General features: G+C 64.1%; 20 protein-coding genes and 3 pseudogenes. 14 read left to right on the top strand and 9 right to left on the bottom strand.

Annotated features, from left to right (window positions below; translation table 11 throughout):
• The 5 genes and pseudogenes from AC0L3K_RS11505 to AC0L3K_RS11525 all read left to right on the top strand — a co-directional run.
• Window positions 1-156: pseudogene (locus AC0L3K_RS11505) on the top strand (chemotaxis protein CheW); the annotation flags it as partial.
• Between the two features lie 31 nt (window positions 157-187).
• Window positions 188-574 (top strand): response regulator, encoded by a 387-nt coding sequence (locus AC0L3K_RS11510; RefSeq protein ID WP_007598955.1) that lies wholly within the window; start codon window positions 188-190, stop codon window positions 572-574.
• Window positions 575-633: 59 nt separating this feature from the next.
• Window positions 634-1,515, top strand: a complete 882-nt coding sequence (locus AC0L3K_RS11515; protein WP_007598956.1) for a CheR family methyltransferase — start codon at window positions 634-636, stop codon at window positions 1,513-1,515.
• A gap of 2 nt (window positions 1,516-1,517) precedes the next feature.
• Entirely contained in the window at window positions 1,518-1,835 is a 318-nt protein-coding gene (locus tag AC0L3K_RS11520) for a hypothetical protein (protein ID WP_007598957.1), read from the top strand.
• A gap of 141 nt (window positions 1,836-1,976) precedes the next feature.
• A complete protein-coding gene (locus tag AC0L3K_RS11525; protein ID WP_007598958.1) occupies window positions 1,977-2,480 on the top strand; it encodes a response regulator in 504 nt (167 codons plus the stop codon).
• A 56-nt stretch (window positions 2,481-2,536) separates the two neighbouring features.
• On the opposite strand, the pseudogene AC0L3K_RS11530 reads toward AC0L3K_RS11525, so the two are convergent.
• A pseudogene (locus AC0L3K_RS11530) lies at window positions 2,537-2,828 on the bottom strand (hypothetical protein).
• 150 nt (window positions 2,829-2,978) lie between these two features.
• Between AC0L3K_RS11530 and AC0L3K_RS11535 the strand changes: the two are divergent.
• Window positions 2,979-3,614 carry a response regulator transcription factor gene (locus AC0L3K_RS11535; protein WP_007598960.1) on the top strand — a complete coding sequence of 212 codons (636 nt, stop codon included), beginning with the start codon at window positions 2,979-2,981 and terminating at the stop codon, window positions 3,612-3,614.
• Window positions 3,615-3,736: 122 nt separating this feature from the next.
• Here AC0L3K_RS11535 and AC0L3K_RS11540 read toward each other — a convergent pair whose 3' ends face one another.
• From AC0L3K_RS11540 to AC0L3K_RS11550, 3 genes are all read right to left on the bottom strand, one after another.
• A complete protein-coding gene (locus AC0L3K_RS11540; RefSeq protein WP_473366018.1) occupies window positions 3,737-7,333 on the bottom strand; it encodes a PAS domain S-box protein in 3,597 nt (1,198 codons plus the stop codon).
• On the bottom strand, window positions 7,311-7,739 hold the full coding sequence (locus AC0L3K_RS11545) for a response regulator (RefSeq protein ID WP_007598964.1): 429 nt from the start codon (window positions 7,737-7,739) through the stop codon (window positions 7,311-7,313). The genes AC0L3K_RS11540 and AC0L3K_RS11545 overlap by 23 nt, the downstream gene beginning before the upstream one ends.
• Window positions 7,740-7,941: 202 nt before the next feature.
• Window positions 7,942-8,658, bottom strand: a complete 717-nt coding sequence (locus tag AC0L3K_RS11550) for a GntR family transcriptional regulator (protein WP_473366019.1) — start codon at window positions 8,656-8,658, stop codon at window positions 7,942-7,944.
• Between the two features lie 95 nt (window positions 8,659-8,753).
• Here AC0L3K_RS11550 and AC0L3K_RS11555 point away from each other — a divergent pair.
• The 5 genes and pseudogenes from AC0L3K_RS11555 (at window position 8,754) to AC0L3K_RS11575 (ending at window position 13,870) form a co-directional block, all read left to right on the top strand.
• Window positions 8,754-9,773, top strand: a pseudogene (locus AC0L3K_RS11555) (ABC transporter substrate-binding protein).
• Window positions 9,773-10,534, top strand: coding sequence for an ABC transporter ATP-binding protein (locus AC0L3K_RS11560; RefSeq protein ID WP_473366020.1), 762 nt, complete (start codon window positions 9,773-9,775; stop codon window positions 10,532-10,534). The pseudogene AC0L3K_RS11555 and the gene AC0L3K_RS11560 overlap by 1 nt, the downstream one beginning before the upstream one ends.
• 11 nt (window positions 10,535-10,545) lie before the next feature.
• Window positions 10,546-11,403 carry an ABC transporter permease gene (locus AC0L3K_RS11565; RefSeq protein WP_473366021.1) on the top strand — a complete coding sequence of 286 codons (858 nt, stop codon included), beginning with the start codon at window positions 10,546-10,548 and terminating at the stop codon, window positions 11,401-11,403.
• Window positions 11,400-13,139, top strand: coding sequence for an L-arabinonate dehydratase (gene araD, locus AC0L3K_RS11570; RefSeq protein WP_354200638.1), 1,740 nt, complete (start codon window positions 11,400-11,402; stop codon window positions 13,137-13,139). Before AC0L3K_RS11565 ends, araD begins: the two co-directional genes overlap by 4 nt.
• Window positions 13,140-13,150: 11 nt before the next feature.
• Window positions 13,151-13,870, top strand: coding sequence for a ribonuclease activity regulator RraA (locus AC0L3K_RS11575; protein WP_219683384.1), 720 nt, complete (start codon window positions 13,151-13,153; stop codon window positions 13,868-13,870).
• 193 nt (window positions 13,871-14,063) lie between these two features.
• Here AC0L3K_RS11575 and AC0L3K_RS11580 read toward each other — a convergent pair whose 3' ends face one another.
• Entirely contained in the window at window positions 14,064-16,169 is a 2,106-nt protein-coding gene (locus tag AC0L3K_RS11580; RefSeq protein WP_473366022.1) for a S9 family peptidase, read from the bottom strand.
• Between the two features lie 334 nt (window positions 16,170-16,503).
• Here AC0L3K_RS11580 and AC0L3K_RS11585 point away from each other — a divergent pair, with 334 nt between their 5' ends.
• On the top strand, window positions 16,504-17,940 hold the full coding sequence (locus tag AC0L3K_RS11585; protein WP_219683382.1) for an MBOAT family O-acyltransferase: 1,437 nt from the start codon (window positions 16,504-16,506) through the stop codon (window positions 17,938-17,940).
• Window positions 17,940-19,052, top strand: a complete 1,113-nt coding sequence (locus AC0L3K_RS11590) for a hypothetical protein (RefSeq protein ID WP_354200637.1) — start codon at window positions 17,940-17,942, stop codon at window positions 19,050-19,052. Before AC0L3K_RS11585 ends, AC0L3K_RS11590 begins: the two co-directional genes overlap by 1 nt.
• Window positions 19,053-19,160: 108 nt before the next feature.
• On the opposite strand, the gene AC0L3K_RS11595 is transcribed toward AC0L3K_RS11590, so the two are convergent.
• From AC0L3K_RS11595 to AC0L3K_RS11605, 3 genes are all read right to left on the bottom strand, one after another.
• Window positions 19,161-20,348 (bottom strand): pyridoxal-phosphate-dependent aminotransferase family protein, encoded by a 1,188-nt coding sequence (locus AC0L3K_RS11595; protein ID WP_354200636.1) that lies wholly within the window; start codon window positions 20,346-20,348, stop codon window positions 19,161-19,163.
• Between the two features lie 107 nt (window positions 20,349-20,455).
• Complete coding sequence (locus AC0L3K_RS11600; RefSeq protein ID WP_354200655.1) at window positions 20,456-21,196, bottom strand: thermonuclease family protein; 741 nt, start codon at window positions 21,194-21,196, stop codon at window positions 20,456-20,458.
• A gap of 212 nt (window positions 21,197-21,408) precedes the next feature.
• Window positions 21,409-23,136 (bottom strand): hypothetical protein, encoded by a 1,728-nt coding sequence (locus AC0L3K_RS11605; RefSeq protein WP_219683379.1) that lies wholly within the window; start codon window positions 23,134-23,136, stop codon window positions 21,409-21,411.
• 426 nt (window positions 23,137-23,562) lie between these two features.
• Here AC0L3K_RS11605 and AC0L3K_RS11610 point away from each other — a divergent pair, with 426 nt between their 5' ends.
• Window positions 23,563-24,411, top strand: a complete 849-nt coding sequence (locus AC0L3K_RS11610) for a caspase family protein (RefSeq protein ID WP_007598997.1) — start codon at window positions 23,563-23,565, stop codon at window positions 24,409-24,411.
• 252 nt (window positions 24,412-24,663) lie between these two features.
• Here the strand turns inward: AC0L3K_RS11610 and AC0L3K_RS11615 are convergent, their stop codons facing one another.
• A complete protein-coding gene (locus AC0L3K_RS11615; protein ID WP_354200635.1) occupies window positions 24,664-25,551 on the bottom strand; it encodes an efflux RND transporter periplasmic adaptor subunit in 888 nt (295 codons plus the stop codon).
• Window positions 25,552-25,836 lie beyond the last annotated feature (285 nt).

Below are 25,836 nucleotides of genomic sequence, written 5' to 3' on the forward strand. Positions count from 1 at the left end.
CTCGCCGAGGACGGCATGGAAGAAAACCCCGTCAATCTCGACCCCCGCATGGCCAAGCTCGCCGGCGGTGTCCACCGTCTCGACGGCCAGCTCATGGTCGTCCTCGACGTCGACCGCGTCCTCGAGCTCAAAACCGAAGTGCAAATGGCTGCGTGAGCCCCGAAAACATCGAAGCCGGAGAACCAAGATGAAGACGTGTTTGGTGGTCGATGATTCCAGCGTCGTGCGCAAGATCGCACGCCGGATCCTGGAAGGCCTGGAATTCGAAGTCACGGAGGCCGAGGACGGCTCCAAGGCGCTCGAGGTCTGTCAGCACAAGCTGCCCGACGCGGTGCTGCTGGACTGGAATATGCCGGTGATGGACGGCTTCGAGTTCATGGGCCACATGCGCCGCCTGCCGGGCGGCGACCAGCCCAAGGTCGTGTTCTGCACCACTGAAAACAACGTGGCTCATATCGCTCAGGCGCTCAGCGGCGGCGCCAACGAGTACATCATGAAGCCCTTCGACAAGGACATCATCGCCGACAAATTTGCTGAAGTCGGCTTGATCCCGGTCGGACAAGCCATGGTCTGAGTGTCTGGCGGAGTGTTCCGGCCAGAGTGTTCCCAGTACAGCTTCCGAGAGGCCCATCCGTGACCCCGACCGAATATGAGTATCTGCGTAAGTTCCTGAGGGATCATTCCGGGCTCGATCTGTCCGCAGACAAGCAATATCTGATTGAAAGCCGGCTGTTGCCGCTGGCGCGCAAGGCTGGGATCTCCGGTATCGGCGAGCTCGTGCAGAAGCTGCAAGGCGCTGGCTCGGGCGCGCTCGTCACCAGCGTGGTCGAGGCGATGACCACCAACGAGACCTTCTTCTTTCGCGACAAGGTCCCGTTCGATCATTTCCGCGACACCATCATGCCGGAGATCATCAAGGCCCGCGCCGGCCGCCGCAGCGTGCGCATCTGGTGCGCCGCCGGCTCGACCGGGCAGGAGCCCTATTCGCTGGCGATGAGCCTGAAGGAGATGGGTGCGGCCCTGACCGGCTGGCGCGTCGAGATCATCGCCACCGACCTGTCGCAGGAGGTGCTCGAGAAGGCCAAGGCCGGCATCTACAGCCAGTTCGAAGTGCAGCGCGGCCTGCCGATCCAGATGCTGATGAAATATTTCAAGCAGACCGGCGAGACCTGGCAGATCAATCCCGAGCTGCGGGCGATGATCCAGCACCGGCAGCTCAATCTGCTGCACGATTTCGCTCAGCTCGGCACCTTCGACGTCATCTTCTGCCGCAACGTGCTGATCTATTTCGACCAGGACACCAAGATCAACATCTTCAACCGCCTGGCTCGCCAGATCGAGGGAGACGGTTTCCTGGTGCTGGGCGCGGCCGAAACGGTGGTCGGACTGACCGATACGTTCAGGCCGATTCCGGAGCGGCGCGGTCTCTACAAGCCGAACGACGCGCGTGCCGCGGCCGCCAAGCCGGCTCTTGCCGGCGCAGCGCCGCGCGTAGCGGTCATGGCAGGACGATAGGCATGGCCGAGGATGGCAAGGGCGCGGAACGCGTGACGTTCAGTCGCGGCTATGATGTCTGCATCATGGCCATCGACGGCACCTGGCGCCGCGACTGCAAGCTCAACGCGATCTCCGACACCGACGCCATCCTGACGGTGGAAGGCTCGATTCAGGGCCTGAACCTCAAAGAGTTCTTCCTGCTGCTGTCGTCCACCGGCCTCGCCTACCGCCGCTGCGAACTGGTGCGCGTCAACGGCGTCGAAATGGACATCCAATTCCTGCGTGGCAAGAACCGGAAGAAGCGCGGCGCGGCCGGGGGCCGCGACGAGGCGGCGTGATCTTCACGTGCGTCTCGTCGCCGTTTTCCGCGATGTTGGTTCACATTTGCTGAAACATCCGACTGAATTTGCCGTCGCGGCTTTACGTCGCCTAAGCGCGAACCGTGTATCCATTGCCGGTCTCAATCTCAGGATACCGTAATGCCCAGAAGCTCTTTCTCACCTCTCCCGTCAAACCTGCCCCACAGCGCCGAGCGACGCGCGCTTCAGCTTCTGGTGGTCGACGACGACGCCACGCAGCGCAGCCTGATCACGGTCGCGGCCAAGCAGGCCGGCCACGAAGTCACCGTGGCGCCGTCCGTGGCCGAAGCGATCGAAAAACTCCGCACTGCGCGCTTCGATTGCGTGACACTTGATCTCGTGCTGGAGGATGGCGACGGCATCGACGTGCTGGGCGAAATGGCCAAGGCGAAATTTGGCGGTGCCGTGATCGTCGTCAGCGGCATGGACGGCAAGCGCCGCAGCGCCGCCCGCAGCTTCGCCCGTTCCGTCGGGATCGAGCTCCAGAGCCTGCCCAAGCCGCTGGATCTGGCCGCTTTGCGCATCAGCCTCGCCAATCTCGGCAAGACCGCGATGGGCCTGCCGGCGATCCACACCTGGGGTGGCGTCGCCACCGACGCGATCGTGGAGCGGCACCGCGCCTGAGCCTCGGCCCGTCATGCGATGAAACAATGCGGTCGCCGCGTCGCGGCGATCGCGATTTACACCGTGCGGCCGGCTCCCGACGGGCATTCCCAGGGCGTGACCAAGGCCGGCCCGGCAGGCGTCGAGAGCGGCGATCGCCGTGGCATACCGGAGTGTGACATCGTCGAGTACGAAGACGTCGGCGGAACCTTCCGGACCGCTCCCGTGTTCTTGATCCATGGTTGTGGCCGTCCGGCCCATGCTGGTCTCGATCTGCGAGATCAGCTTGCGAAGGTCAGCCGCAATCAGCTCACGGCTATCGACTTCGGGCATTGCGACGAGAGGCGGCGTAGCGGCCAAATTTAGCATGGATATTCTCCGTCCTCCGCAATTAGGCGCCCTGCCGCTACTTGTGCGTTAAGTCCATGTCCCGTACAAATACGGTGGGCCGAATCCGCGCCGAACGCCATAACGGTTGGGGCGGACGCGAATCCTTCATGCCAACCGGATGTGTGGCACATGGCCGAACAAAGCTCTCGCGGTGAAATCTTCGTGGTCGACGACGACGCTGCCGTTCGCGACACCTTGTCGATGGTGTTGAAGGCGGCGGGCTATGAGGTGATCTGTTTTGCGGACGGCGCAGCATTGCTCTCCGTCGCGCGAAACCGCACACCTGCAGCGGTCCTGCTCGACGTGCACATTCCCGGCAAGTCGGGCCTCGATATTCTCAATGAGCTGCACGGCGAGGACTATCCGGCACCGATCTTCATGATCTCCGGACAGGGCGATATCGCGATGGCGGTAGGGGCCATCAAGAGCGGCGCGCTCGACTTCATCGAGAAGCCGTTCCGCGGCAGCGAGATCGTCGGCCGGCTGGACGAGGCGATCGGTGCTTATGCACGCAGGCAGTCGGAGAACGCGGCGCCGAAGTTCGGCTCGCTGCATTTCCCCGGGCGCGAGCCGTTGACGCGCAGGGAGCGCGAGGTGCTCGAGCAGTTTGCCGCCGGCGCCTCCAACAAGGAGGCCGGCCGCACGCTCGGCATCAGCCCGCGCACCATCGAGGACCACCGCGCCAACATCATGAAGAAGCTCGGTGCGCGCAATGCCGCCGATCTGATCCGGATCGTGATGACCGCGGCGCAGCGCGCGTCGTAAATTCCGTGGGTGACATTTCGTAGCCCGGATGAGCGAAGCGACATCCGGGACTTGGCTCGTAGTGTTCCCGGGTATCGCTTCCCTCACCCGGGCTACGGGTTCTCACCCAGCCCGACGCACCATCAACTGCTCAGCGCCTTGCGGATGGTCCGTGCCAGATCCGATTTACGATAGGGCTTCGCCAGCAGCAGAACGCCCGAATCCAGCCGGCCGTGATGGATGATCGCGTTCTCGGTATAGCCGGACGTGTAGAGCACCTTGAGATCTGGACGCGTTCTCTGCAGTTCGTCGGCGAGCTGCCGTCCGTTCATCTTGCCGGGCATGATGACGTCGGTGAACAGGAGGTCGAACGGTTTTCCGGCGGCGACGATGGCGAGCGCCTCCGCGGCGTTCGCAGCCTGCAAGGTGACGTAACCGAGCGAATGCAGCTGCGCCAGCACGTAGTCGCGCACCAGCCGGTCGTCCTCGACCACCAGGATCGTCTCGTGTCCGCCCTCGATGGTCGCCGGCGTCACGCCCTCGCCGACCACCGTCGGCGTCTTGCCGGGCGGCAGGTACATCTTGATCGTGGTGCCGTGGCCTTCCTCGCTGTAGATCTTGATATGGCCCGCGGACTGCTTGATGAAGCCGTAGACCATCGAAAGCCCGAGTCCGGTGCCCTTGCCCGGTCCCTTCGAGGTGAAGAAGGGGTCGAACACCCTGGCCAACATGTTGGCGGGAATTCCGCTGCCGGTGTCGCTCACGGCGATCAGCACGTAGTGTCCCGGCGGGACGTCGTTGACGCTGGCATAGGCCTCGTCGAGATAGGCCGCGCCCGTCTCCACGATCAGCTTGCCGCCGCCGGGCATGGCGTCGCGGGCATTGAGTGCGAGGTTGAGGATCGCGGTGGTGAGCTGGCTTGGATCGACGGTCGCGACGCAGTTCTCGTCCTCGAACACCGATTCGATATGGATCTGCTCGCCCAGCGTCGGCCGCAACAGTTTCGCGGTGTCGATGATCAGCGCGTTGACGTCGATTTCGCGCGGCTGGAGCGGCTGCTTGCGCGCAAACGCCAGCAGGTGCTGAGTCAGCTCGGCGCCACGCCCGGCGGCCTCGTCGATCATCTTCGTGATCGCCGCGAGCTCCGGCTCCCCGGCCACCGCGTCGGCCAGGATCTCGATCGTTCCGGTGATGACGGTGAGGATGTTGTTGAAGTCGTGCGCCACGCCGCCGGTGAGCTGGCCGACCGCCTCCATCTTCTCGGCATGGCGGATGCGCTCGTCGGCCGCGATCTTGTCGGTCAGGTCGCGGTAGAACGAATTCAAGAGGATACCTTCGCGTCGCCGGAGCGCCGTGACGCTGAGCTCGGCCTTAAATTCCTTGCCGTCGCGCCGCCGCACCAAAACTTCGCGCCGTGGATTGGCTGGCGATTGTTGGTCAGAGTCGAGAAAGAGCTTCAGTCTGGCCGTGACGCTTTCGCGCTCACTGGGGGCGATAAAAAGTTCAATCGCATTCTTGCCGATCGCCTCCTCACGCGTCCATCCGAAGAGCTTCTCGGCCTGCGAGTTCCAGCTCAGGATGGCACCGGTGTGGTCTGTCTGGGTGAACGCGTCGAGCGAGGTCTCGATGATGTTGCGCGCAAGTTGCTCGCTCTCCCGCAAGGACTCCTGTGCAAGCCTCGCCTCCGTCATGTCGCGCCCGACGAAGAAGTAGCGCTTGGCCTGGGCGGACCAGCTGCCGAGCCAGGACAGCCAGACCTCGTGGCCATTCTTGTGGAAGCAGCGGGTGTCGGCGAGCTTGAGACGTTCGCCGCGCCGCAGCGCGCGCATCTCGTCGCGGGACCGGTCGAGATGGCTCGGATGAATGAAATCGGCGCCGCTCCGGCCGATCATCTGCTCCGGCCGGTAGCCGAGAATGGCCTCGCTGCTCGGACTGATCTGCGCGATGTGGCCGCGCGCGTCCATCACCATGATCAGATCCTGCGAGGTGTCGAAGAGCTGTCGCCGTTCCTCCAGCTGCTGCTGCAACGCCCGCTCTGCCCGCCGCGCCTCGGTCAGGCTGCGCGCGGTGCCGGAGGCGCCGATGATCTCGCCCGATGGGCCCCTGATCGGCGACAGGCTGAGTGAGATCTCGACCGGCGTGCCATCCTTGCGCAGGCGCACCGTCTCGAAGCGTTCGATCGGTTCACCTCCGGCGATCCGCCGTAAATAGTCCTTGCCTTGCTCGCGTCGGTCGGGTGGGACGATGATCGCGGTGGATTTCCCAATCGCCTCATTCGCCGAGTAGCCGTAGAGGCGCTCGGCGGCGGCATTCCAGCCGGTGATGATGGCGTCGAGCGATTGCATCACGATCGCGTCGTCGGAGGATTCGACGGCGGCGCTGAACAAGCGCTCGCGCGCTTCATGATGGCTTCGCGCGGCCTCGGTGCGGCGATGCTCCTCGATCTCGCGTTCGAGAGCGGCCGTCTTCGCTCTCGTTTCCTCGACCATTTGAGCGAAGGCCCGCGCCAGCACACCCGTCTCTCCGCTCGCATCGACGGGAATCTCGGCGTGCCGTCCGCTGCCGATCGCCTCCACCGCCGCAGTCAGGCGCCCGATCGGCCATGTCAATGAGCGCGCCAGCAGCACCGCAAGCAAAGCTGCGGCAAGGACAGCAAGCAGGCCGACCAGCGAGGAGGTTTTTTGAATGGCCGCCGGAACGCGGCTGAACACCGACGGTGGGGCCGTCTCGATGATAGCCAACCACTCCTTGCCGGCCAGCAGCGCCGGTGCGATCGCCGCTCCACTCGGCCGACCCGCTTGGTCGCTCGTAAGCTGCGTGGAACCTTGCGGCAGGCCGGCCCGGGCTGCAAAGAAAGGAAAGTCACGACGCCAATCGTTGCCGTTGCCATGCAATGCACCGAATTCCCGCGTGCGATCGGGATGGACGAGATAGTCGCCACGCGAGTTCACGACATAGATCTCTCCCCCTGCGCTCGCGGTCGAGCGGATGCGGTCGAGCGCGGGACGCATGTCGATATTGGCGATGACGATGCCGAACAGCTTGCCATCAGGCGTGAACAGCGGCGTCGCGACGCGCATCGTGGGAATGTGAGGGTCCGTGGTTCCTCCCTGCCGGGTGGCGAGATCGATGGGCGAAACATAGATGTCGCCCGGCGCCAATCGAATCGTCTCCTGGAAGTAGGTTCGGTCGCTCTTGCGTTCCAGTTCGTCGTTGGGGACAATCCGTGCTGCTCCGTTCGGGCCGGCGCGATCGACGCGGACCAGTTCGCGCTGGTCGTCGTCAAGGCCGATGATTCGAAATTGCCCGTAGCTCGGCTTCGCGTCGATCTCGGCTGCGAACCGCGTGGCGATGCGCTCGCGCCAGGTTTGCTCCGAAACGCCGTCGACAGCGTCGATGCCTCCACCGATATGAGCGCGGATCATGCCATTGATGGCAGCGGCGGAGCGATAACCGAGCAGATCGCCACGAGCGCCGGCCACATAAGATTCAAGATGGGTGGCCAGCAGGCTCGACTGGGCTTCGATCCGTTCCAGGACCCGCGGAATCACGGCCTGGGTGATGTTGCGATAGCCGAGCCAGCCGACCGCGGCCACGGTGACCGCCACCAGCAGGATCATCGCGATCGCGAGCCGCGTAGCGAGGGTCATGGCGAAATTTGCACCGCTTCCTGAATGGCCGCGCCCGTGCTCGGTTGGAACAGAATGAAGGTTCTTGTCATCGGCGGCCGGTGCTGACATCCGGATTCCTCGCCGACGCCGTCCGCGCCGCGTCCAGGCAGCCGGCGACGGCGGCGAGCAGCGCGTCGGCCCGGAACGGCTTCTGCAAGCTCGCCACCGCGCCGAGCTTGGTCGCCATCTTGAGAAAGTCCGGCTCCGCATGGGCATCCGGCGCGGACGAACGGCCGGAAATGACGACGATCGGAATCGCCGGCTGCAGCGCCCGGACGTGGCGCATCGTCTCCAGGCCGTCCATGCCGGGCATGAAGATGTCGAGAAACAGAAGGTCGAACTGGCCGGCTTCGAACAGCGCAAGTCCCTTGCGGCCGTCTCCGGCGACGGTGACATGATGACCGGCCCTCTCCAGGAGCAGCCGGATTGTCATCTGCACGGCCGGGTCGTCATCCACGATCAGGATGTTGGCCACGTCTGGTATCCTCCGGGCTGGATGGGTTTTCCCAGCGACCGCAAATCAAACCATCAATTCTGAAATTGTTGCGCGGATTGCATCCGGCCTGCAAGCACTTCGCCATCGATCCGACGATTGCTCGCAAAAGGCGAACTCGGTTGCGCCAAACTTATGCACGGTGACGTGCACAAGCGCTCGCGACAACCGCACGCCATAGGGCCTAGTCGGTCAAATATTCCGGATAGTGGCTTCGGATCGTGTCGAGCTCGCTCAACGTGCCCGACAGGTGCTTGCGCAGATGCTGTTGCGCAGCATCGGCGTCGCCGGCCTCGATCGCGCGCGTGATCAGCTTGTGGTGGCGGACGATGTTCTGGGCCTTGCCGGGTGAGGGCAGATGCAGCCGGCGCAGCCGGTCGATATGTCCGCTGCGGCTGCGCACCAGCGTCCAGAGCTCCTGCTTGCCGGCCGCGGCATAAAGCAGCGCATGAAAATCATTGTCGCCCGCAATGAAGCTCTGGAAGTCTCCGGCCTTGGCGAATTGCTGCTGCAGCGCGATCGTGTGGTCGAGGCGTATGACCAGGGCTTCGCCGTGCTGCTGCGCGAGCAGGCGGACGATTTCGAGCTCCAGCGCCTGGCGCAGGAAATGGGCCTGCTCGGCCCGACCGACGTCGACCCGGCTGACGACGGTGGCGTGCTGCGGAAACACGTCGACCAGCCCTTCTTCCTCCAGCCGCATCAAGGCGTCGCGGATCGGCGTCGAGCTGACGCCGAATTGGGCGGCGAGACCCGGGCGCGACCGCGGCGAGCCCGGCGGCAGTGCGCGCGCAAGAAGGGCGTGGCGCCGCCGCGCGAAGACTTGCGGGGCGGCCGGCCGGGCCCGGGCGAGCCGCGCGCCGGGGCGGGCGGCCGCGCGGGGCGCGGGGTGGGCTGTTTCCATGCGAAGGGCTCCGGCCGGCCTTGCCTTTGATACACTAATACATTAGTGCATCAGTGAGATCGCTCGTCAATGGCGGCCAGAGGAAACGAACAACAATGATCAAGCAATTGCAGTGTGGCCTCACGGCCGTCGCCGTGATCGCCGCCACGGCGCTGGCGGCCTCGCCCGCGAAGGCGCAGCAAAAATCCGAGATATCGTTGTCGCGTCAGCCCGGCATTTTCTACATGCCGAGCCACATCATGGAAAAGCAGAAGCTGATCGAGAAGCACGCAGCCCAGCTCGGGGTAGCGGGTGTCACCACCAAATGGGTCACCTTCTCCGGCGGCGGCGCGCAGACCGATGCGCTGCTCGCGGGCGGCGTCGACATCCTCAACACCGGCACCGGCAATCTGTTGCTGCTGTGGGACCGCACTCGCGGCGGCGTCAAGGGCATCGTCGCGACCTCGGCGCAGCCGATGACGCTGATCAGCCGTGACGCCAACATCAAGTCGATTAGGGATTTCGGCCCCGGCGACAAGATCGCCGTGCCGACCGTAAGAGTCTCGACCCAGGCGATCGTGCTCCAGATTGCCGCTGCCGAAGCCTTTGGTGCCGACCAATGGTCGAAGCTGGACGTCAACACGGTGCAGCTCGGTCATCCCGACGCCTATGCGGCGCTGTCCAACGCCAAGCACGAGGTGCATACCCATTTCTCAATTCCGCCGTTCACCTTCCTCGAGCTGAAGAACGTGCCGGGCGCGCATGTCGTGCTGTCGTCGCCTGACGTGATGGGCGGCCCGCTCAGCCAGTCGTAGTTCTTCACCACCACGAAATTCGCCGATGCCAACCCGAAAATCATCCAGGCCGTGCGCGACGCGACCAAGGAAGCGCAGGATCTGATCCGCAGCGACACCAGGCAGGCGGTCGAGATCTACAAGGAGATCACCGGCGACAAGACCTCGGTGGACGAGCTGCTCGATCTCTTGAAGGAACCCGGCATGATGGAGTGGAATCTCGAGCCGCAGGGCACGATGAAATTCGCCGCCCATCTGTTCAAGACCGGTACGCTGAAGACTCAGCCCAAGGCCTGGACCGACTACTATCTCCCCGTCGCGCACGATCTGAAGGGCAATTGATGGCGCTGCTCGACGTCAGTTCCGTGACGCTGCGCTACAAGACCTCCAGCGCCGTCGTCACCGCGACCGAAAGGGTGAGCTTCACCGTCGACAGGTCCGATCGCTTCGTGCTGCTCGGGCCGTCCGGCTGCGGCAAGTCGACCCTGCTCAAGGCCGTCGGCGGTTACATGGCGCCGAGCGAAGGCCGCATGACCATCAACGACCGCGAGATCCATGGTCCCGGCGCCGACCGCATGATGATCTTCCAGGAGTTCGACCAGCTGCTGCCCTGGAAGAGCGTGCTGGCCAACGTGATGTTTCCACTGCTGACCGCGCGAAAATTGTCGCGGAAGGACGCCGAAGCGCGGGCGCGGGCCTATATCGAGAAGGTCGGCCTGACACGCGTGGTCGATGCTTATCCGCACACGCTGTCCGGCGGCATGAAGCAGCGCGTCGCGATCGCGCGCGGCATGGCGATGGAGCCGGACATCCTGCTCATGGACGAGCCGTTCGCCGCGCTCGACGCGCTGACGCGGCGAACCTGCCAGGACGAGCTGCTCCAGCTCTGGAGCGAGACCAAATTCACCGTGCTGTTCGTAACCCATTCGATCGCGGAGGCGATCCGCATCGGCAACCGCATCCTGCTGCTGTCGCCGCATCCTGGCCGCGTCAAGGCCGAGGTGGTCGACGTCGACAAGGTCTCCAACGGCGACGGCAGTGCCGGCCGGCTCGAGAAGGAGATTCACGATCTCCTGTTCGCCTCCGAAGCAACGGCGCATTGAGGGAGCCTTACATGGGCGAAGCCAGGATCCTGCTACGTGAGGCGCCGGTCGTCGCCAGCGCAGCCGAAGTCGAGCGCAAGCTGAGCGTGCTCGAGCTGTTGTGGAACGATGGTTTTGTCCGCAAGACCGTCATCATCCTGTTCCTCGCGGCAATCTGGGAGGCCTACGGCCTCGCCCTCGACAATCCCCTGTTGTTTCCGACGCTGCACGACACCGTCATCACGATGTTCGAGCGTGTGAAGGACGGCACCATCCCGATGCGCGCCTGGGCTTCGCTCAAAGTGCTGTTCATGGGCTATTCGGCCGGCATTGTGCTGGCCGCGATCTTCACCGTGCTCGCGATCTCGACCCGTATCGGCACCGATTTCCTCGAGACGGTCACGGCGATGTTCAATCCGTTGCCGGCGATCGCGCTGTTGCCGCTCGCTTTGATCTGGTTCGGTCTCGGCAACGGCAGTCTGGTGTTTGTGCTGATCCATTCGGTGCTGTGGCCGGTCGCGCTCAACACCCATTCCGGCTTCAAGAGCGTGTCCAACACGTTGCACATGGTCGGCCGCAATTACGGCCTGCGCGGGCTGCCCTATGTGGCGAAGATACTGATTCCCGCGGCCTTCGGCTCGATCCTCACCGGCCTCAAGATCGGCTGGGCCTTCGCCTGGCGCACGCTGATCGCGGCCGAGCTGGTGTTCGGCGTGTCGTCGGGGCAGGGCGGGCTCGGCTGGTTCATCTTCGAAAACCGCAACCTGCTCGACATACCTGCGGTCTTCGCCGGCCTCTTGACGGTGATCATCATCGGGCTTTTTGTCGAGAACCTGATCTTCCGCGCCATCGAGCGGAACACCGTGCAGAAATGGGGCACCCAATCATGACCAAGAAGAAACTAACGCCCGACCAGCTCCGCAGCGCGCGCTGGTTCGCACCCGACGATCTCCGCTCGTTCGGCCATCGCTCCCGCACCATGCAGATGGGCTACGCGCCGGAGGAGTGGAAGGACCGCCCGATCATCGCGATCCTCAACACCTGGTCGGACGCGCAACCTTGCCACATGCATTTCAAGTCGCGCGTCGATGACGTCAAGCGCGGCATCCTGATGGCCGGCGGTCTGCCGCTGGAGCTGCCGGCGCTGTCGCTGTCGGAATCGCTGCTCAAGCCGACCACGATGCTCTATCGCAATCTGCTGGCGATGGACGCCGAGGAGCTGCTGCGCAGCCATCCCGTCGACGGCGTGGTGCTGATGGGCGGCTGCGACAAGACCACTCCGGCGCTGCTGCTGGGCGCGACCTCGATGAACATCCCGGCGATCTATCTGCCGGCCGGCCCGATGCTGCGCGGCAATTGGAAGGGCAAGACGCTCGGCTCGGGCTCGGACGGCTGGAAATACTGGGACGAGCGCCGCGCCGGAAAAATCTCCGACAAGGACTGGCTCGATATCGAAGCCGGCATCGCCCGCAGCTACGGCACCTGCATGACGATGGGCACCGCCTCGACCATGACCGCGATTGCCGAGGCGATCGGCATGACGCTGCCGGGCGCCTCCTCGATTCCCGCCGCTGATGCCAACCATATCCGGATGGCCTCCGAATGCGGCCGCCGCATCGTCGAGATGGTCTGGGAAGATCTGACGCCGAAGGCGATCCAGACCCGCAAGGCGTTCGAGAACGCGATCGCAGTGGCGATGGCGATGGGCTGTTCGACCAATGCGATCATCCATCTGATCGCGCAGGCTCGCCGCGCCGGTCTCGACATCGGTCTCGACGATTTCGAGATTGCGAGCCGCAAGGTGCCTGTCATCGCCAATGTGCGGCCGAGCGGTGATACCTATCTGATGGAAGACTTCTTCTATGCCGGCGGCCTGCCGGCGCTGATGGGACAGATCAAGCCGCATCTGCATCTCGATTGCATCACCGTCACCGGCAAGACTCTCGGCGAGAACATCGCGCAGGCCGAGGTCCACAATGACGACGTGATCCGCTCGATCGACAATCCCATCTACAAGGAAGGCGCGCTCGCCGTGCTCAAGGGCAATCTCGCGCCCGACGGCTGCGTCATCAAGCCGAGCGCCTGCGCGCCGCGCTTCCTCAAGCACACTGGGCCTGCGCTGGTGTTCGACGATTATCCGTCGATGAAGAAGGCGATCGACGATCCCGATCTCGACGTCACCGAAGACCACATTCTCATCTTGCGCAATGCGGGGCCGCAGGGCGGACCGGGCATGCCGGAATGGGGCATGCTGCCGATCCCGACCAAGCTCGTGAAGCAGGGCGTGCGCGACATGGTGCGCATCTCGGATGCGCGGATGAGCGGCACCAGCTACGGCGCCTGCATTCTGCACGTAGCCCCCGAATCCTATGTCGGCGGACCGCTGGCGCTGGTGCGGAACGGCGACCGCATCACGCTCGATGTCGCCGCCCGCACCATCAATCTCGATGTGTCGGAAGCCGAGCTCGACAAGCGCCGCGCCGCCTGGAAGCAGCCCGAGCGCCGCTTCGAGCGCGGCTATGGCTGGATGTTCACCAAGCACATCAAGCAGGCCAATGACGGCTGCGATTTCGACTTCCTCGAGACCGATTTCGGCGCGCCGATCGGCGAGCCCTCGATTTACTAGAGAGCGTGAAAATGACGAAACTTACCGAAGCCACCCGCAACAAGCTCAAATCCGTCTCCACCGCCACCGTCGCCACAGCGCTGTTCAAGCGCGGCCTGCGCATCCAGATGATCCAGGATGTGCACCCGCTCGGCGCCAACCAGCCGACCATGGTCGGTGAAGCCTTCACGCTGCGCTATATGCCGGCGCGCGAGGATCTCAACACCATCGACGTTTTCAAGGACCGCTCCCATCCGCAGCGCAAGGCGGTCGAGGATTGCCCGCCAGGCAGCGTGCTGGTGATGGACAGCCGCAAGGACGCGCGCGCCGCTTCGGCCGGTGCGATCCTGGTCACGCGCCTGATGAAGCGCGGTGTCGCCGGTGTCGTCACCGATGGCGGTTTTCGCGACTCAGCCGAGATCGCCAAACTGGGGATCCCCGCCTACCACCACCGCCCGAGCGCACCGACCAATCTGACGCTGCATCACGCCATCGAGATTAATGTTCCGATCGGCTGCGGTGACGCGCCGGTGTTTCCCGGCGACGTCATTCTTGGCGACAGCGACGGCGTGATCGTGATTCCCGCGCATCTTGCTGACGAGATCGCCAACGAGACCTTCGAGATGACCGCGTTCGAGGACTTCGTCACCGAAGAAGTCAACAAGGGCCGCGGCATTTTCGGTCTCTATCCGGCGACGGACCCGCAGACGCTGACCGACTTCGCCGCATGGCGGAAGGCGAACGGAAGGTAAAGGCCGACAACTCGTCCCACAATCTCCGTCGTCGTCCTGGCGAAAGCCAGGACCCATTACCCCAGGGAGTAATTTGGCGAAGACTCGGACTTGTCGTGTTTTCGCGCGGTACTGACACCGACCTTCTTCGGATAGATCACGCGGTATGGGTCCTGGCTTTCGCCAGGACGACGATGGGGAGGCATATGAACGCCTACACCCCGGCCTCCGCCATCCCAGCCGCCCACAGCGCGAACGCATAGACGATCGCGACTTCATCGAGCCGGTTGAAGCGTCCCGAGGCGCCGCCGTGGCCGGCGCCCATGTTGGTGCGCAGCAACACCGGGCCGCCACCGCTCATCGTCGCGCGCAGGCGCGCGATCCATTTGGCGGGCTCCCAGTACGTGACGCGCGGATCGGTCAATCCGCCCATTGCCAGGATCGCGGGATAATCTTTCGCCGCGACATTGTCGTAGGGCGAATACGACAGGATGGTGCGGAAATCCTTTTCGCTCTCGATCGGGTTGCCCCATTCCGGCCATTCCGGCGGCGTCAGCGGCAGCGTGTCGTCAAGCATGGTGTTGAGCACGTCGACGAACGGCACTTCGGCGACGATGCCGGCGAACAACTCGCCGGCGCGGTTCGCCACCGCGCCCATCAGCATGCCACCGGCCGAACCGCCGTGGCCGACGATGCGCTTTGCGCTGGTGTACTTCGCATCAATCAGTGCGCGGGCGCTGGCCGAGAAATCGTCGAACGAATTGGTCTTCTTCTCGCGCTTGCCGTCGAGATACCAGCCCCAGCCCTTGTCGGCGCCGCCGCGGATATGGGCGATGGCGTAGACGAAGCCGCGATCGACCAGCGACAGGCGGTTGGCGCTGAACGAAGCCGGCATGGCCATGCCGTAGGAGCCGTAGCCGTAGAGCAGAAGCGGCGCCGCGCCATCGAGCGTGAGCCCGCGGCGATGGAGGATCGAGACCGGCACCTCGGCGCCGTCATGCGCCTTCGCCATGATGCGCGTCGTAACGTAGTCGCTCGCATTGTGGCCGGACGGAATCTCCTGGCGCTTGCGCAGGGTACGCGTCCGCTTGACCATGTCGTAGTCATAGACTTCCGACGGCGTCGTCATCGACGAATAGGCGAAACGCAAATTCGTTGTCTCGAATTCGTAGGAGCCCATCGTATCCAGCGAATAGGCCGCCTCGTCGAACGCGATGGCGTGCTCTTCCTTGGTCGCGAGGTCGCGGATCACGATCGACGGCAACGCATTGGCGCGCTCCAGCCGCACCATGTGGCCGGCATAGAGATCGAGATCGATGATGTAGATGCCCGGGCGATACGGGATCAGATCACGCCAGTTCTTGCGCTCGGGTGAGGCGAGCGGTGCGATGACGATCTTGAAATCGATGGCGTCGTCGGCGTTGGTGAGGATGAACAGTTCGTCGCCACGGTCGGCCAGCGAATATTGCACGCCTTCCTCGCGTGCCGCGACCAGGCGCGGCGGTGCGTCGGGATGGTCGAGGTCGATCAGCCGCTGCTCGGAGGTCTCGTGGTCGCCGCCCGCGATGACGCAGAAGCGCCCGCTGGTGCTCTCGTGCAGATGGGTGAACCAGCCGGAATCCTGCTCTTCGTAAACCAGCGTGTCGTCTGCCTGCCCAGTGCCGAGCTTGTGCCGCCACACCTGCATCGGGCGGTGATTGTCGTCGAGCTTCACGTAGAAGAACGACGTTGCGTCCTTGCTCCAGACCACGCCGCCGTCGGTCTCCTCGACGACGTCGTCGAGGTCCTTTCCGGTCGCCCAGTCGCGCACGCGGATGGAGAAATATTCCGAGCCTTTGGTGTCGGCGCTCCAGGCCTGCCGCCTGTGGTCGTTCGAGTGCCGGCTGCCGCCGAATTTGAAATATGTGTGGTCCTTGGCGAGCGCATCGCCGTCGAGCACGATGTGGCCCTCGCCGCCATCGCGTGGCATGCGGCCGAACAGCTCGTGCTGGCCGCCTTCGCGGAATTTGCGGAAATAGGCGAAGGGACCATCCGGCGACGGCACGCTGGAATCGTCCTCCTTGATCCGCCCCCGCATCTCGCGCACCAGCGTCTTTTGAAGCGATGAGGTGTGGCCGAGCAGGCTCTCGGTGTAGACATTCTCTTCGTCCAGATATTTGCGGATGTCGGGATCGAGCACCGCGGGGTCGCGCAGCACCTCCTGCCATTTCTCGTCCTTCAGCCAGGCATAGTCGTCGGTCACGGTGATCCCATGCCGCGTGAAGGAATGCGGCCGGCGCGGGGCGACGGGGGGCTGGGAAGGTGGTTTGGCTTGTGTCACTCGATCCTCATCATGTCACGTTCGCGCGCGGCTTCTTCTTCACCTCGCCCCGCTTGCGGGGAGAGGTCGGATTGCATCGAAGATGCAATCCGAGTGAGGGGGGCTCTCCGCGAGTCTCGCTGTCACCGTCCTCGTGGAGACTCCCCCTCACCCCAACCCTCTCCCCGCAGGCGGGGAGAGGGAGAAGATGCGTCCTGCCTTATATCGTCCCGATTCCACGAATTGCCAGCGCCACTGCGCCAAGGACTGCGCCAGAATAGCGTCAAGTCGCCGGGTTGTTGATCGGTCCCTTCTATGCTTTAGGCTTCCTAATCCCCGCCGCCGGTCCAGCCTGATGCTGTTCAATTCCTACCCGTTCATCCTGCTGTTCCTGCCGGCCGCGCTGGCTGGCTATTTCTGGCTGGGGCGGCGCAGCAATCTGGCCCCGGTGATCTGGTTGGCGGCGGCCTCGCTCACTTTTTATGCCATCGGCAATTGGCAGTTCGTGGCCCTGTTGCTGATATCGATCGCCTTCAACTATGGCATAGGCCATCTTCTCATCGTGGCGAAGCTCACTTCGTCGCAACGCAAGGCGGCCCTTGCCCTCGGCGTCGCCGGCGACCTCCTGGTGCTTGGCATCTTTAAATACGCCGGCTTTGTCACCGAGAACATCAATGCGCTGGCCGGCACGCACTTCGCGGTCCATATCCTGCTGCCGGTCGGCATCTCCTTCTACACCTTTACCCAGATCGCGTTCCTGGTCGATGCCTGGCGCGGGCAGGTCGCGGCCTACGCGCTGCCGCACTACGCGCTGTTCGTGACATACTTCCCGCATCTGATCGCCGGACCGATCCTTCACCACAAGGACATGATCCCGCAATTCGAGCGGGAGGAAACCAAGCATCCGCATGCGCATCTGATCCTGTGCGGCCTCATCATCTTCGCGATCGGCCTGTTCAAGAAGACGTGCCTCGCCGACGGAATCCAGCCGCTGGTCGCGCTCGCCTTCGATGCGCGCGCGCCGAGTTTTGATCAGGCCTGGCTTGGCTCGCTCGCCTACACCTTCCAGCTCTATTTCGACTTCTCGGGCTATTCGGACATGGCGATCGGGATATCGCTGATGTTCGGCATCTTCCTGCCGGTCAATTTCAACTCGCCCTACAAGGCCACCAGCATCGTCGAGTTCTGGCGACGCTGGCACATGACGCTGTCGCACTTCCTGCGCGACTATCTCTACATTCCGCTCGGGGGCAACCGTCGCGGCCGCGTGCTGCGCTACGTCAATTTGATGCTCACGATGCTGCTCGGCGGGCTCTGGCATGGCGCGGCCTGGACGTTTGTCATTTGGGGCGCGCTGCACGGCGCCTATCTCTGTATCAATCACGCCTTCAACGCGCTGGTGCCGAATGTTCCGAAATTGCTCGCGCGCCCAGCTCGCGTCGCCGGGGCCGTGCTGACCTTTCTCGCCGTCGTTGTCGCCTGGGTCTTCTTCCGGGCCGAGCGGGTCGATTGGGCCATGCGGATTCTGAATGCGATGGCCGATCCGGCGAATATCGTGTTCGGCCGCGAGGAGATTGCGGCGTCGGTGATGGTCGCAATTTATGCCGCGCTGGTGTGGCTGGCGCCGAACACGCAAGGAATCATGGGGTACGACCACGCCAATCGCAGGCTCGGCGACGGCCTGATGGCCGGACGGATGCGGCCGCTGGTCCTCTATGGTGCGTCGCTGGTGCTTGCGTTCGGGATTTTGGGTATCCAGAGCCACAGCGAATTCATCTATTTCCGGTTCTGATGCAAGGCGCGTTCACACATCCAGGGCGTCTTCTCCTCGCGAGCATCGCGTGCGTGCTGGGCGCGGCTGCGCTCACCTATGTCATCGATCCCTTGCAGCTGTTTCGCCCCTCGCGCCTCGTCGCGCCGTTCTATTCAGATGACACGCGCGTGCAGAATGCCGGGCTGATCCGCAGCCAGTTGTTCGACGCCGCCTTCATGGGCACCTCGCTCGCGATCCATTTCCGCCAGAGCGACATCGACCATGCGCTCGGCGTGCACTCGCTCAAGCTGGCGATGACCGGGTCCAATTCGCGCCAGCAGGGTTTTGTGCTCGAGCAGGCCATCGACCGCGGCGCAAAACGCGTGATCTGGGCGATGGACGATTTCATCTTTGTTGATGCGGCCGACATCGAGACCGATCCTTATCTCTCCGCCGATCTCTATCGCGGGACGGCAAAAGGCATCGCGTCCTACCTGTTCAGCGCGGCGATGGCGAAGGAATCCCTGTTCGCATTGCTGCGGTCGGTTCCGCCGCTGCGGGAGCCGCTGACCCGGGCGGCGCCTTTTCTGCCCGTCAAGTTTGCGCTTGAAGACGTCGACGATATCTATGCGCTGCCGCGCGATATCGACGTCGCGCGCGCCTATAATGCGAAAAGGACGCTCGCGGCCTTCGCCTATATCACCGATCCCGTGCGCAGCCACTTTCTCGGCGAAGGCTATCGCTACGACGCCATGGTGCGGCATTTCGAGCATGACGCCGTCGGCCTGATCGCGCGCCATCCGGACGTGACCTTCGACATCTACTTCCCGCCCTATTCGATCCTGCAATTCGTCGCGATGCGCGACGCTTCGCCTGCGACGCTGAAGATCGTTACCGACCTCACCGCCGTCATCGCGCAGCGCCTGACGCAGCTTCCCAATGTGCGCCTGTACGATTTCCGGGCGATCAAGGACGTGACGCATAACCTCGACAATTACGGCGACGTCATCCACCATTCGCCGATCGTCGATGCGAAGGTGCTGTCGTGGCTGGCGCGTGGGGAATATCGGGTGGATCCGAAGGCGCCGCTTGCCTCGCTGGAGGAACTGAAGGCGCAGGTCGAGGCGTATCGGATCCCGCCGCTGCCGTAGCCCGCATGAGCGAAGCGACATGCGGGGACTCACGCAAGAATCCCGGGTGTCGCTCCGCTCACCCGGGCTACAAGATTGCTCCCCCAAGGGGAGAAGGAAAAAAGACGCTTACGCCGCCACCTCTTCGCCGAGATACGCAACCGCCGCTTCGAGCCCGCCCTTGCCGTGCGGGATCTTCAGCGCGTTCAGCCCGACCTCGATCACCCCCAACGTGCCGAGCAGCATCGGGGCGTTGACGTGGCCCATATGGGCGATGCGGAAGGCTTGTCCCGAGAGATCGCCGATGCCGGTGCCGAGCACGACGCCGCACTTCTCCTTGCAATAGCGTTGCAGGATTGCGGGATCATGGCCGTTGCTCATGGTCACTGTGGTCACGGTGTTGGAGCGTTCGCTGGCTTCCGCGATGTTGAAGCCGAGCACCTGGCCTTCCGACCATGCGCCGACCGCGCGGCGCGCGGCTTCGCCGAGCAGGCTGTGGCGGCGGAAGGCGTTCTCCAGCCCTTCCTCGTGCAAGAGGTCGATCGCCTGGCGCAGCGCGAACAGCAGATGCACCGGCGCGGTGCCGGCATATTTGCGATAATGCTCGCTGCCTTCGCGCTCGCTCCAGCTCCAATAGGGTGTCGCCATATTGGCCTTCTTGTGGACCTCGAGCGCACGCGCATTGGCCGTGACGAAGCCGAGGCCGGGCGGCGTCATCAGGCCCTTCTGCGAGCCCGACATCGCAACGTCGATGCCCCATTTGTCCATCTCGAACGGCATGCAGCCGAGTGAGGCGACAGTGTCGACCATGTACAGCGCCGGATGACCGCTCGCCTTGATCGCCTTGCCGATCGCCTCGATGTCGTTCTGCACGCCTGAGGCGGTGTCGACCTGGACGACGACGACGGCCTTGATGGTGTGCTCCTTGTCGCGGCGCAGGCGCTCCTCGACTTCGTGCGGCCGCACCGCGCGGCGCCAGTCACCCTTGAGCACCTCCACCTCGGCACCCATCAGCGCCGCGGCATGGCCCCAGCCGATCGCGAACCGCCCGCTTTCGAGCACCAGCACCTTGTCGCCGCGCGACAGCACGTTGCTCAATGCTGCTTCCCAGGCGCCGTGACCGTTGGCGATGTAGATGTAGGACTTGCCCTCGGTGGCAAACAGTTTCGAGATGTCGCTGAGCAGGCTCTCGGTCAGATCGGTCATCTGCTTGGAGTAGATGTCGATCGCCGGACGATGCATCGCCCGCAGCACCTCGTCGGGCATATTGGTGGGCCCGGGGATGGCCAGAAATTCCCGGCCCGCGCGAACGGTCATTGCTGTTGGTCCTTGTTGCCTGAGAACAGGATGGTGGGTCGCTGATTCACACTTTTACGCGGCGCTGCGGTGCAAGAAAAGGCCGGAAAACGCAGGTCTGACGTGGGTTATCTCTTAGTCTCGCGGCAGCCCGCATCTTCGGCTTCCTCCACCGAGCAGAACCAGCGCGTGCCCTTGCTGATCTTCATCTTGATCTGCGCATACCAGCGGCTGGTCGGCCGGTGATAGATGCACTCGCCGGCGGTGTTGACGTTGCCCTTGATGGTGCAGTCCGGCGAGGGCGCGACGGGCCCCGAGGCCGAAGCGAGCAGGATCGCATGCGCGCCGTCGGGCGGCTTGGTGGCGCCGAGGATGGTGGTCTTCTTGTTGCGCACGCGCCAGTCCCAGGGCGCGATGAAGGCGCCCTGCCACATGCCGGCCTTGGCCTCCCGCGCGGCCTTCTCGTCCGCCTCATAGTCGTGCGACATGCGGGTGTAGGCCAGCGCCCAGCCTGCGCGCACCAGCCATTTCTGGATATCCTCGCCGCCGACATCGCAACGCGCCACGGTGCGGCCGCGCCGGTCGATCGACCTCGCATGGCAGACCCAATTCTTGCCGTCGACATATTTGGCGAGCTCGTCGCGGGCCGCGATGCCGCAGGTCCAGCGCTCGCCCTTGTTGTTGAGGCAGAGCTGGTCGACCGCGGGCGCGTCGATGCCGCCGAGCCTGATCCGTGTGTTGCCGATCATCACTGCGTCGCCGGCGCGAACCTTTGCGGTGCCGGTGAGGTCGGCGGCCTCAGCCGGCGACGCCAGGCCGGGCAAGGACAAGGCGAGCAATGACAGCGCAATCAGGAATTTTCGCAACATGCCGGTCCGCGTGTGATGAAAATTGCGATAGACCTCGCAATTGTGGTCGGCTTTTGTCCGCGCGGCCAGCATATGCCTGGCACTTGGGCTTTCAACTTCCCGTCATCGAGCGAAGTTTTGTAGGGTGGGTTAGCCGAAGGCGTAACCCACCTCTTTCGTCTCCACGGCGGCAGAAGTGGTGGGTTACGCTTCGCTAATCCACCCTACGAAACCTATCCCCGCGTCATCGCCCGCTTGGCCACCGCCAGCGCCATCAGCACGAACGCCGACGTCACCTCCGGACCGCCGACCAAAATCCGCGTCGGCGTCTTCATCTTGTTCCATTCATAGGCACGGAACGGGCCGCGGCGGCCGCCTTCGCCGAGGCTCGCGACGATCACGTTCAGCGCCGGCGCAAAGGCGCGCGGGTCCGCACCGAGATGGCCGAGCGCGATCAGCGCGAGCGCTGCGTCGAACACGTTCATCTCGGCGGCCATCAGCTCGCCCTTGACGTAAGACAGCACGCGGTGGCGGATGAAATCGAAATCGCCGTCGGGATCGATGATCGCCTGCGCCGCCAGCGGCAGCGCCAGGAAGGCGGCATAACAGCGGCCGAAATAGGCGCTGTAGAGCTCCGGCAGATAATAGATGTGCGAGCGCGGATTGGCGAAGGCGCCGCTCGCCGCCAGCCGCTTCTGGAAGCCGAGGATGCGATGGACGGTGGCAAGCCGCGCCGGCGTCTCCAATACTTGCCAGCGCACGAGGTTGCGGAAGCTGACCTCGAGAATGTCGAGATTGAGCGTCGGATCGAGATCATTGCCATAGGGCCGCTCGCCCTTGAGGTTGTCGATCCAGGTCGCAACCCCGCCCTCATAGTCGATATTGTCGTTGATCGGCACGGTCACGCGCGGCTCGTTGACGCCGGCGCGCACCTGATAGCCGGCATAGAAATCCAGCAGCGGCTGGTCGAGGATCGGATCGGTGCAGCCGGCCTGCGTCGCCGCGGAGATCGAGCACGCCGTGGTGTCGCAATCCGGCACGTAGACGCCGAAACCGAGGTCCTGCTTGATCTGGGCGAAATAGCGTGAGAAGCGCGGATGCGGCGCCGGCGCGAGCGCGGTGATGACGTTGAACCGCGCCCCGTCGATGCCCTCGACCTCTTCGCGGCTGATGTTGACGCAGAAATCGACCATGTCGGCAACCGCGCGCTTCGCCGCCGTCATCTCGGTAGGCGAGGCGAGACCGCTCTCGACATAGCCGAGCAGCGCCTCGATGAAGAACGCGTCGTAATAGGCCGAGCGGTGGCGGATCTGCACCGGCTCCCACATCGGTTCGGCAACCCCTCGCCAGGGCGGATTGACGACAGCGCGCGCCGGCGATCGCGCGATGAAGACACGGGCGAGGTTGAACAGCAGCGAGGAGTTCTTGTAGCCGCGCGCGTTGAGACCCGAGAGCGCGATGGTCAGCTCGCGGCCGCGGAAATCGGGGTCGCCGATCAGGTTGAACGCAGCGTAGGTCGGCAGAAAGCCATTCTTGCGGTACGAGCCCAGCAGATGCTGCGCGCAGTCGCGGATCACGCCGTCGATCTGCGATTGTTGCGGCATGGCGCCGGTGAACATGGCCGGCGGCGGCTTGGGATGATCCAGCGCGATGCTGTCGACGAGGTCGGCAACGGGCTGGCCGACCGCCGCCCAATCGGGCTCGGCCTCGTCGCGGGCGCGCACCAGCGCGTGGCGCAGCCGGGCCAGTTTGCCTTCATCGCGCAGTTCGGGCAGACCGGCCCGGCGGAGCAGCACCCGCAATGCGGGATTGCCGAGGGCGGTCTTGTAGAACTTGGCCAGATGCGGATCGCCGCTGGCCGCAACGGACAATACGGGATCGCAGACGTCGTAAAGCGAGGGGCCGTCCTTCCGCGCCGTCAGCGCCCGGCAGGTGGCGCCGGCAAAATATTGAAAGCTCATGAAATACCTGGTCGCGGGAATTTGGCCGAGGGCGCCGGCCGGCACGCTCCCAGCCGCGTGCCACCCCCTGCAAGTCGTTGAAAAAGCTACCCGGATTCGCAGGAAATACAAATGTGATGACAGTCACAGAAAAAGCCGGCACGAAGCCTGCATAATCAGGCTCCGGAAGGCTACGGGGACGCAAAAAAATCACACTTTTGGCGGTGCAAATTAGCGCGTACTTCCAGTGACTTAGCTCAAATTTTCGGCGATCTATTGCGGGGGAGGCGATATCCGGTTAAGGCTTTGTTTGGTGCGGCGCCGCAAATTGCGCGCAATTCGGGGGCACACCCCCGGCCAATCCCTCAAACCCAAAGACGCTATCGCGCTACTCAAACAGTGTGCGCGTGCTTGGCTGGTCTTTGGCAGTGACAGGAATGACGCGAGATGAATGTAACGCAGCTCGACATTTCCCGACGCACGATCGCGCTGGCCGCAGCCCTCATCGGCACGGTCTCGCTCGTGATCGGCGCCCATGCTGCCCTGAACATGCGGGCGCTCGATGCCGCCAAGGCCGTCTCGACCGACCAGGTCACCGGCTCGATCGGCCAGGCCTCGCGTCTCGCCCTCGTCATCGGCAATGGGCACTACCCCGACGCCAATGCGCCGCTGACGCAGTCGATCAACGACGCCCGCGCGCTGTCTTCGTCGCTGCGCAAGAACGGGTTTGACGTCGACATGGTGGAAGACGCGACCAAGGACGACATGGTCCGCGCCGTCAATCGCCTGAAGTCCCGGATCAAGCGCGACACCGTCGTCATGCTGTTCTTCGGCGGCTACGGCGTGCAGGCCGGCCGCGAGAGCTACATGCTGCCGGTCGATGCCGTGATCTGGAAGGAAAACGATGTCCGTCGTCAGGGCGTCTCCATCGAAGGCGTGCTCGACATGATGAAGGAGCAGGGCGCCAAGGCCAAGCTCGTCGTGGTCGACGCCTCCCGCCGCAATCCCTATGAGCGCCGCTTCCGCTCCTACAGCCACGGCCTCGCGCCGATCAGCGCGACGGACAATGCGCTGATCCTCTCCTCGGCTTCGCCCGGCAAGGTCGTCGACGACGGCAAGGGCGAGCACAGCGTGCTTGTCAGCGAGTTCCTCAACAACCTCAATGCGCAGGGCAGCGCCGAGAGCGTCTTCAACAAGACCCGCCTCGCCATCTCCCGCGCCAGCGAAGGCGACCAGGTCCCGTCCGTCTCCTCCTCGCTGCTTGAGGACGTCCATTTCGGCGAAGCCGGCGGCTAGTTTTTCTTAGGTCTTGTAGGGTGGGCAAAGGCGCAACGCGCCGTGCCCACCATCTCTCCAACATTTCGATAGAAGACGCGCTCTATAGAAGACGTGGGCACGCTTCGCTTTGCACACCCTACGATGTGCGTGTTTAACGCACATCTGCCTCTCCATCGTCATTGCGAGCGGAGCGAAGCAATCCAGAATCTTCCCGCGGAAAGATTCTGGATTGCTTCGTCGCTTTGCTTCTCGCAATGACGATTGTGGCGATTACTTCGCCGCTTCCGCAGCCATCACCGTGCGCACCGGATCGCCTTCGCGCAGCAGCGCGCCGGCGCGGGCCACGACGATATCGCCTTCGTTGAGGCCGTCGCGGATCTCGATATTGCCGCCCGACATCAGTCCGACCTCGACGCGCTTGGTCTCGACGCGGTTGCGGCGGATCACCTGCACGACGGTGCCGGCGGAGGAATACTGCACCGATGTCAGCGGCACCGCGACGTTGCAGCTCTGGCCCGACTTGATCAGCGCGCGGCCGCTCGCATTCAGCAACAGCCGCTTCTGCGAGGAAATGCCGATATAGACCATGCCTTGCTGGATGTTCGGCTCGACCGTCGGGCCGATGCGGCGCACCTTGCCGTCGATATCGCCCGCGCCGGCGATGCGCACGGTCGCCACCTGGTTGACCGCGAGCTTGCGCATATCGCTGGTCGCGACGAGGGCGACGAGATCGTACTCGCTGCGCGCCACGATCGTGAACAGCGCCTCGCCCTTGGCGGAGGCGAGGTTGCCGATCTGCGCGGTCGACGTCGCGATCACGCCTGCCACGGGGGCGGTGACCTGAAGTGTGCCGCCCTCGGGCAGCGCCAGCCGCGCCAGCACCTGGCCTGCGGTGATGGTGTCGCCGGCTTCCGCCAGCACCTCCGTCACCTTCAGGCCGGGCCGCTCCGGCCGCACCGAGCTTGCCTCGCGCGCGAGGATGGTGCCGGTGCCCTCGACGATGTCGGAGAAACAGGATTTTGCGACCTTCAGCACCGTGACCGCCGGCCCCTTGGGCGCGTCGTCATCGGCGGCGGCAGCGGGCTGGGCCGACAGCAACAGCAGTCCGGTGAGCGCAACGAGATGTCTGGAAACAGAACGCGCAGGCAATGAACGCATGGGTCATTCCGGTTGGGGCCTTGACGGCCTTATCGTTAGCAGAAGCGATCGCTGCGAGCCAAGGGCACATCAGGGCCGGCCGAATGAGAATGCCGCAGCAGCACGGGCGGCGCGATGCCGCCCGTGATTTAGTCTTCGGGACCGGCGCCAAGGTTCGCTGTCTTCCACTGTCCCTGCGGCCATCCTTCGAGACGCCCGCCTGCGGCGGGCCCTCAGGATGAGGTCATGCTTCGCGGCGGGATGTCAGACCCTCATGGTGAGGAGCCCGCCAAAGCGGGCGTCTCG

The sequence above is a fragment of the Bradyrhizobium sp. MI1.10 genome (assembly GCF_055811035.1).

Coding starts and splice junctions, on each gene's coding strand:
- AC0L3K_RS11535 (WP_007598960.1), top strand. CDS start 2,979: ATGGCCGAACAAAGCTCTCGCGGTGAAATCTTCGTGGTCGACGACGAC.
- AC0L3K_RS11610 (WP_007598997.1), top strand. CDS start 23,563: ATGAATGTAACGCAGCTCGACATTTCCCGACGCACGATCGCGCTGGCC.
- AC0L3K_RS11510 (WP_007598955.1), top strand. CDS start 188: ATGAAGACGTGTTTGGTGGTCGATGATTCCAGCGTCGTGCGCAAGATC.
- AC0L3K_RS11550 (WP_473366019.1), bottom strand. CDS start 8,658: ATGGAAACAGCCCACCCCGCGCCCCGCGCGGCCGCCCGCCCCGGCGCG.
- araD (WP_354200638.1), top strand. CDS start 11,400: ATGACCAAGAAGAAACTAACGCCCGACCAGCTCCGCAGCGCGCGCTGG.
- AC0L3K_RS11520 (WP_007598957.1), top strand. CDS start 1,518: ATGGCCGAGGATGGCAAGGGCGCGGAACGCGTGACGTTCAGTCGCGGC.
- AC0L3K_RS11595 (WP_354200636.1), bottom strand. CDS start 20,348: ATGACCGTTCGCGCGGGCCGGGAATTTCTGGCCATCCCCGGGCCCACC.
- AC0L3K_RS11560 (WP_473366020.1), top strand. CDS start 9,773: ATGGCGCTGCTCGACGTCAGTTCCGTGACGCTGCGCTACAAGACCTCC.
- AC0L3K_RS11605 (WP_219683379.1), bottom strand. CDS start 23,136: ATGAGCTTTCAATATTTTGCCGGCGCCACCTGCCGGGCGCTGACGGCG.
- AC0L3K_RS11525 (WP_007598958.1), top strand. CDS start 1,977: ATGCCCAGAAGCTCTTTCTCACCTCTCCCGTCAAACCTGCCCCACAGC.
- AC0L3K_RS11575 (WP_219683384.1), top strand. CDS start 13,151: ATGACGAAACTTACCGAAGCCACCCGCAACAAGCTCAAATCCGTCTCC.
- AC0L3K_RS11600 (WP_354200655.1), bottom strand. CDS start 21,196: ATGTTGCGAAAATTCCTGATTGCGCTGTCATTGCTCGCCTTGTCCTTG.
- AC0L3K_RS11585 (WP_219683382.1), top strand. CDS start 16,504: ATGCTGTTCAATTCCTACCCGTTCATCCTGCTGTTCCTGCCGGCCGCG.
- AC0L3K_RS11565 (WP_473366021.1), top strand. CDS start 10,546: ATGGGCGAAGCCAGGATCCTGCTACGTGAGGCGCCGGTCGTCGCCAGC.
- AC0L3K_RS11615 (WP_354200635.1), bottom strand. CDS start 25,551: ATGCGTTCATTGCCTGCGCGTTCTGTTTCCAGACATCTCGTTGCGCTC.
- AC0L3K_RS11590 (WP_354200637.1), top strand. CDS start 17,940: ATGCAAGGCGCGTTCACACATCCAGGGCGTCTTCTCCTCGCGAGCATC.
- AC0L3K_RS11540 (WP_473366018.1), bottom strand. CDS start 7,333: ATGTCAGCACCGGCCGCCGATGACAAGAACCTTCATTCTGTTCCAACC.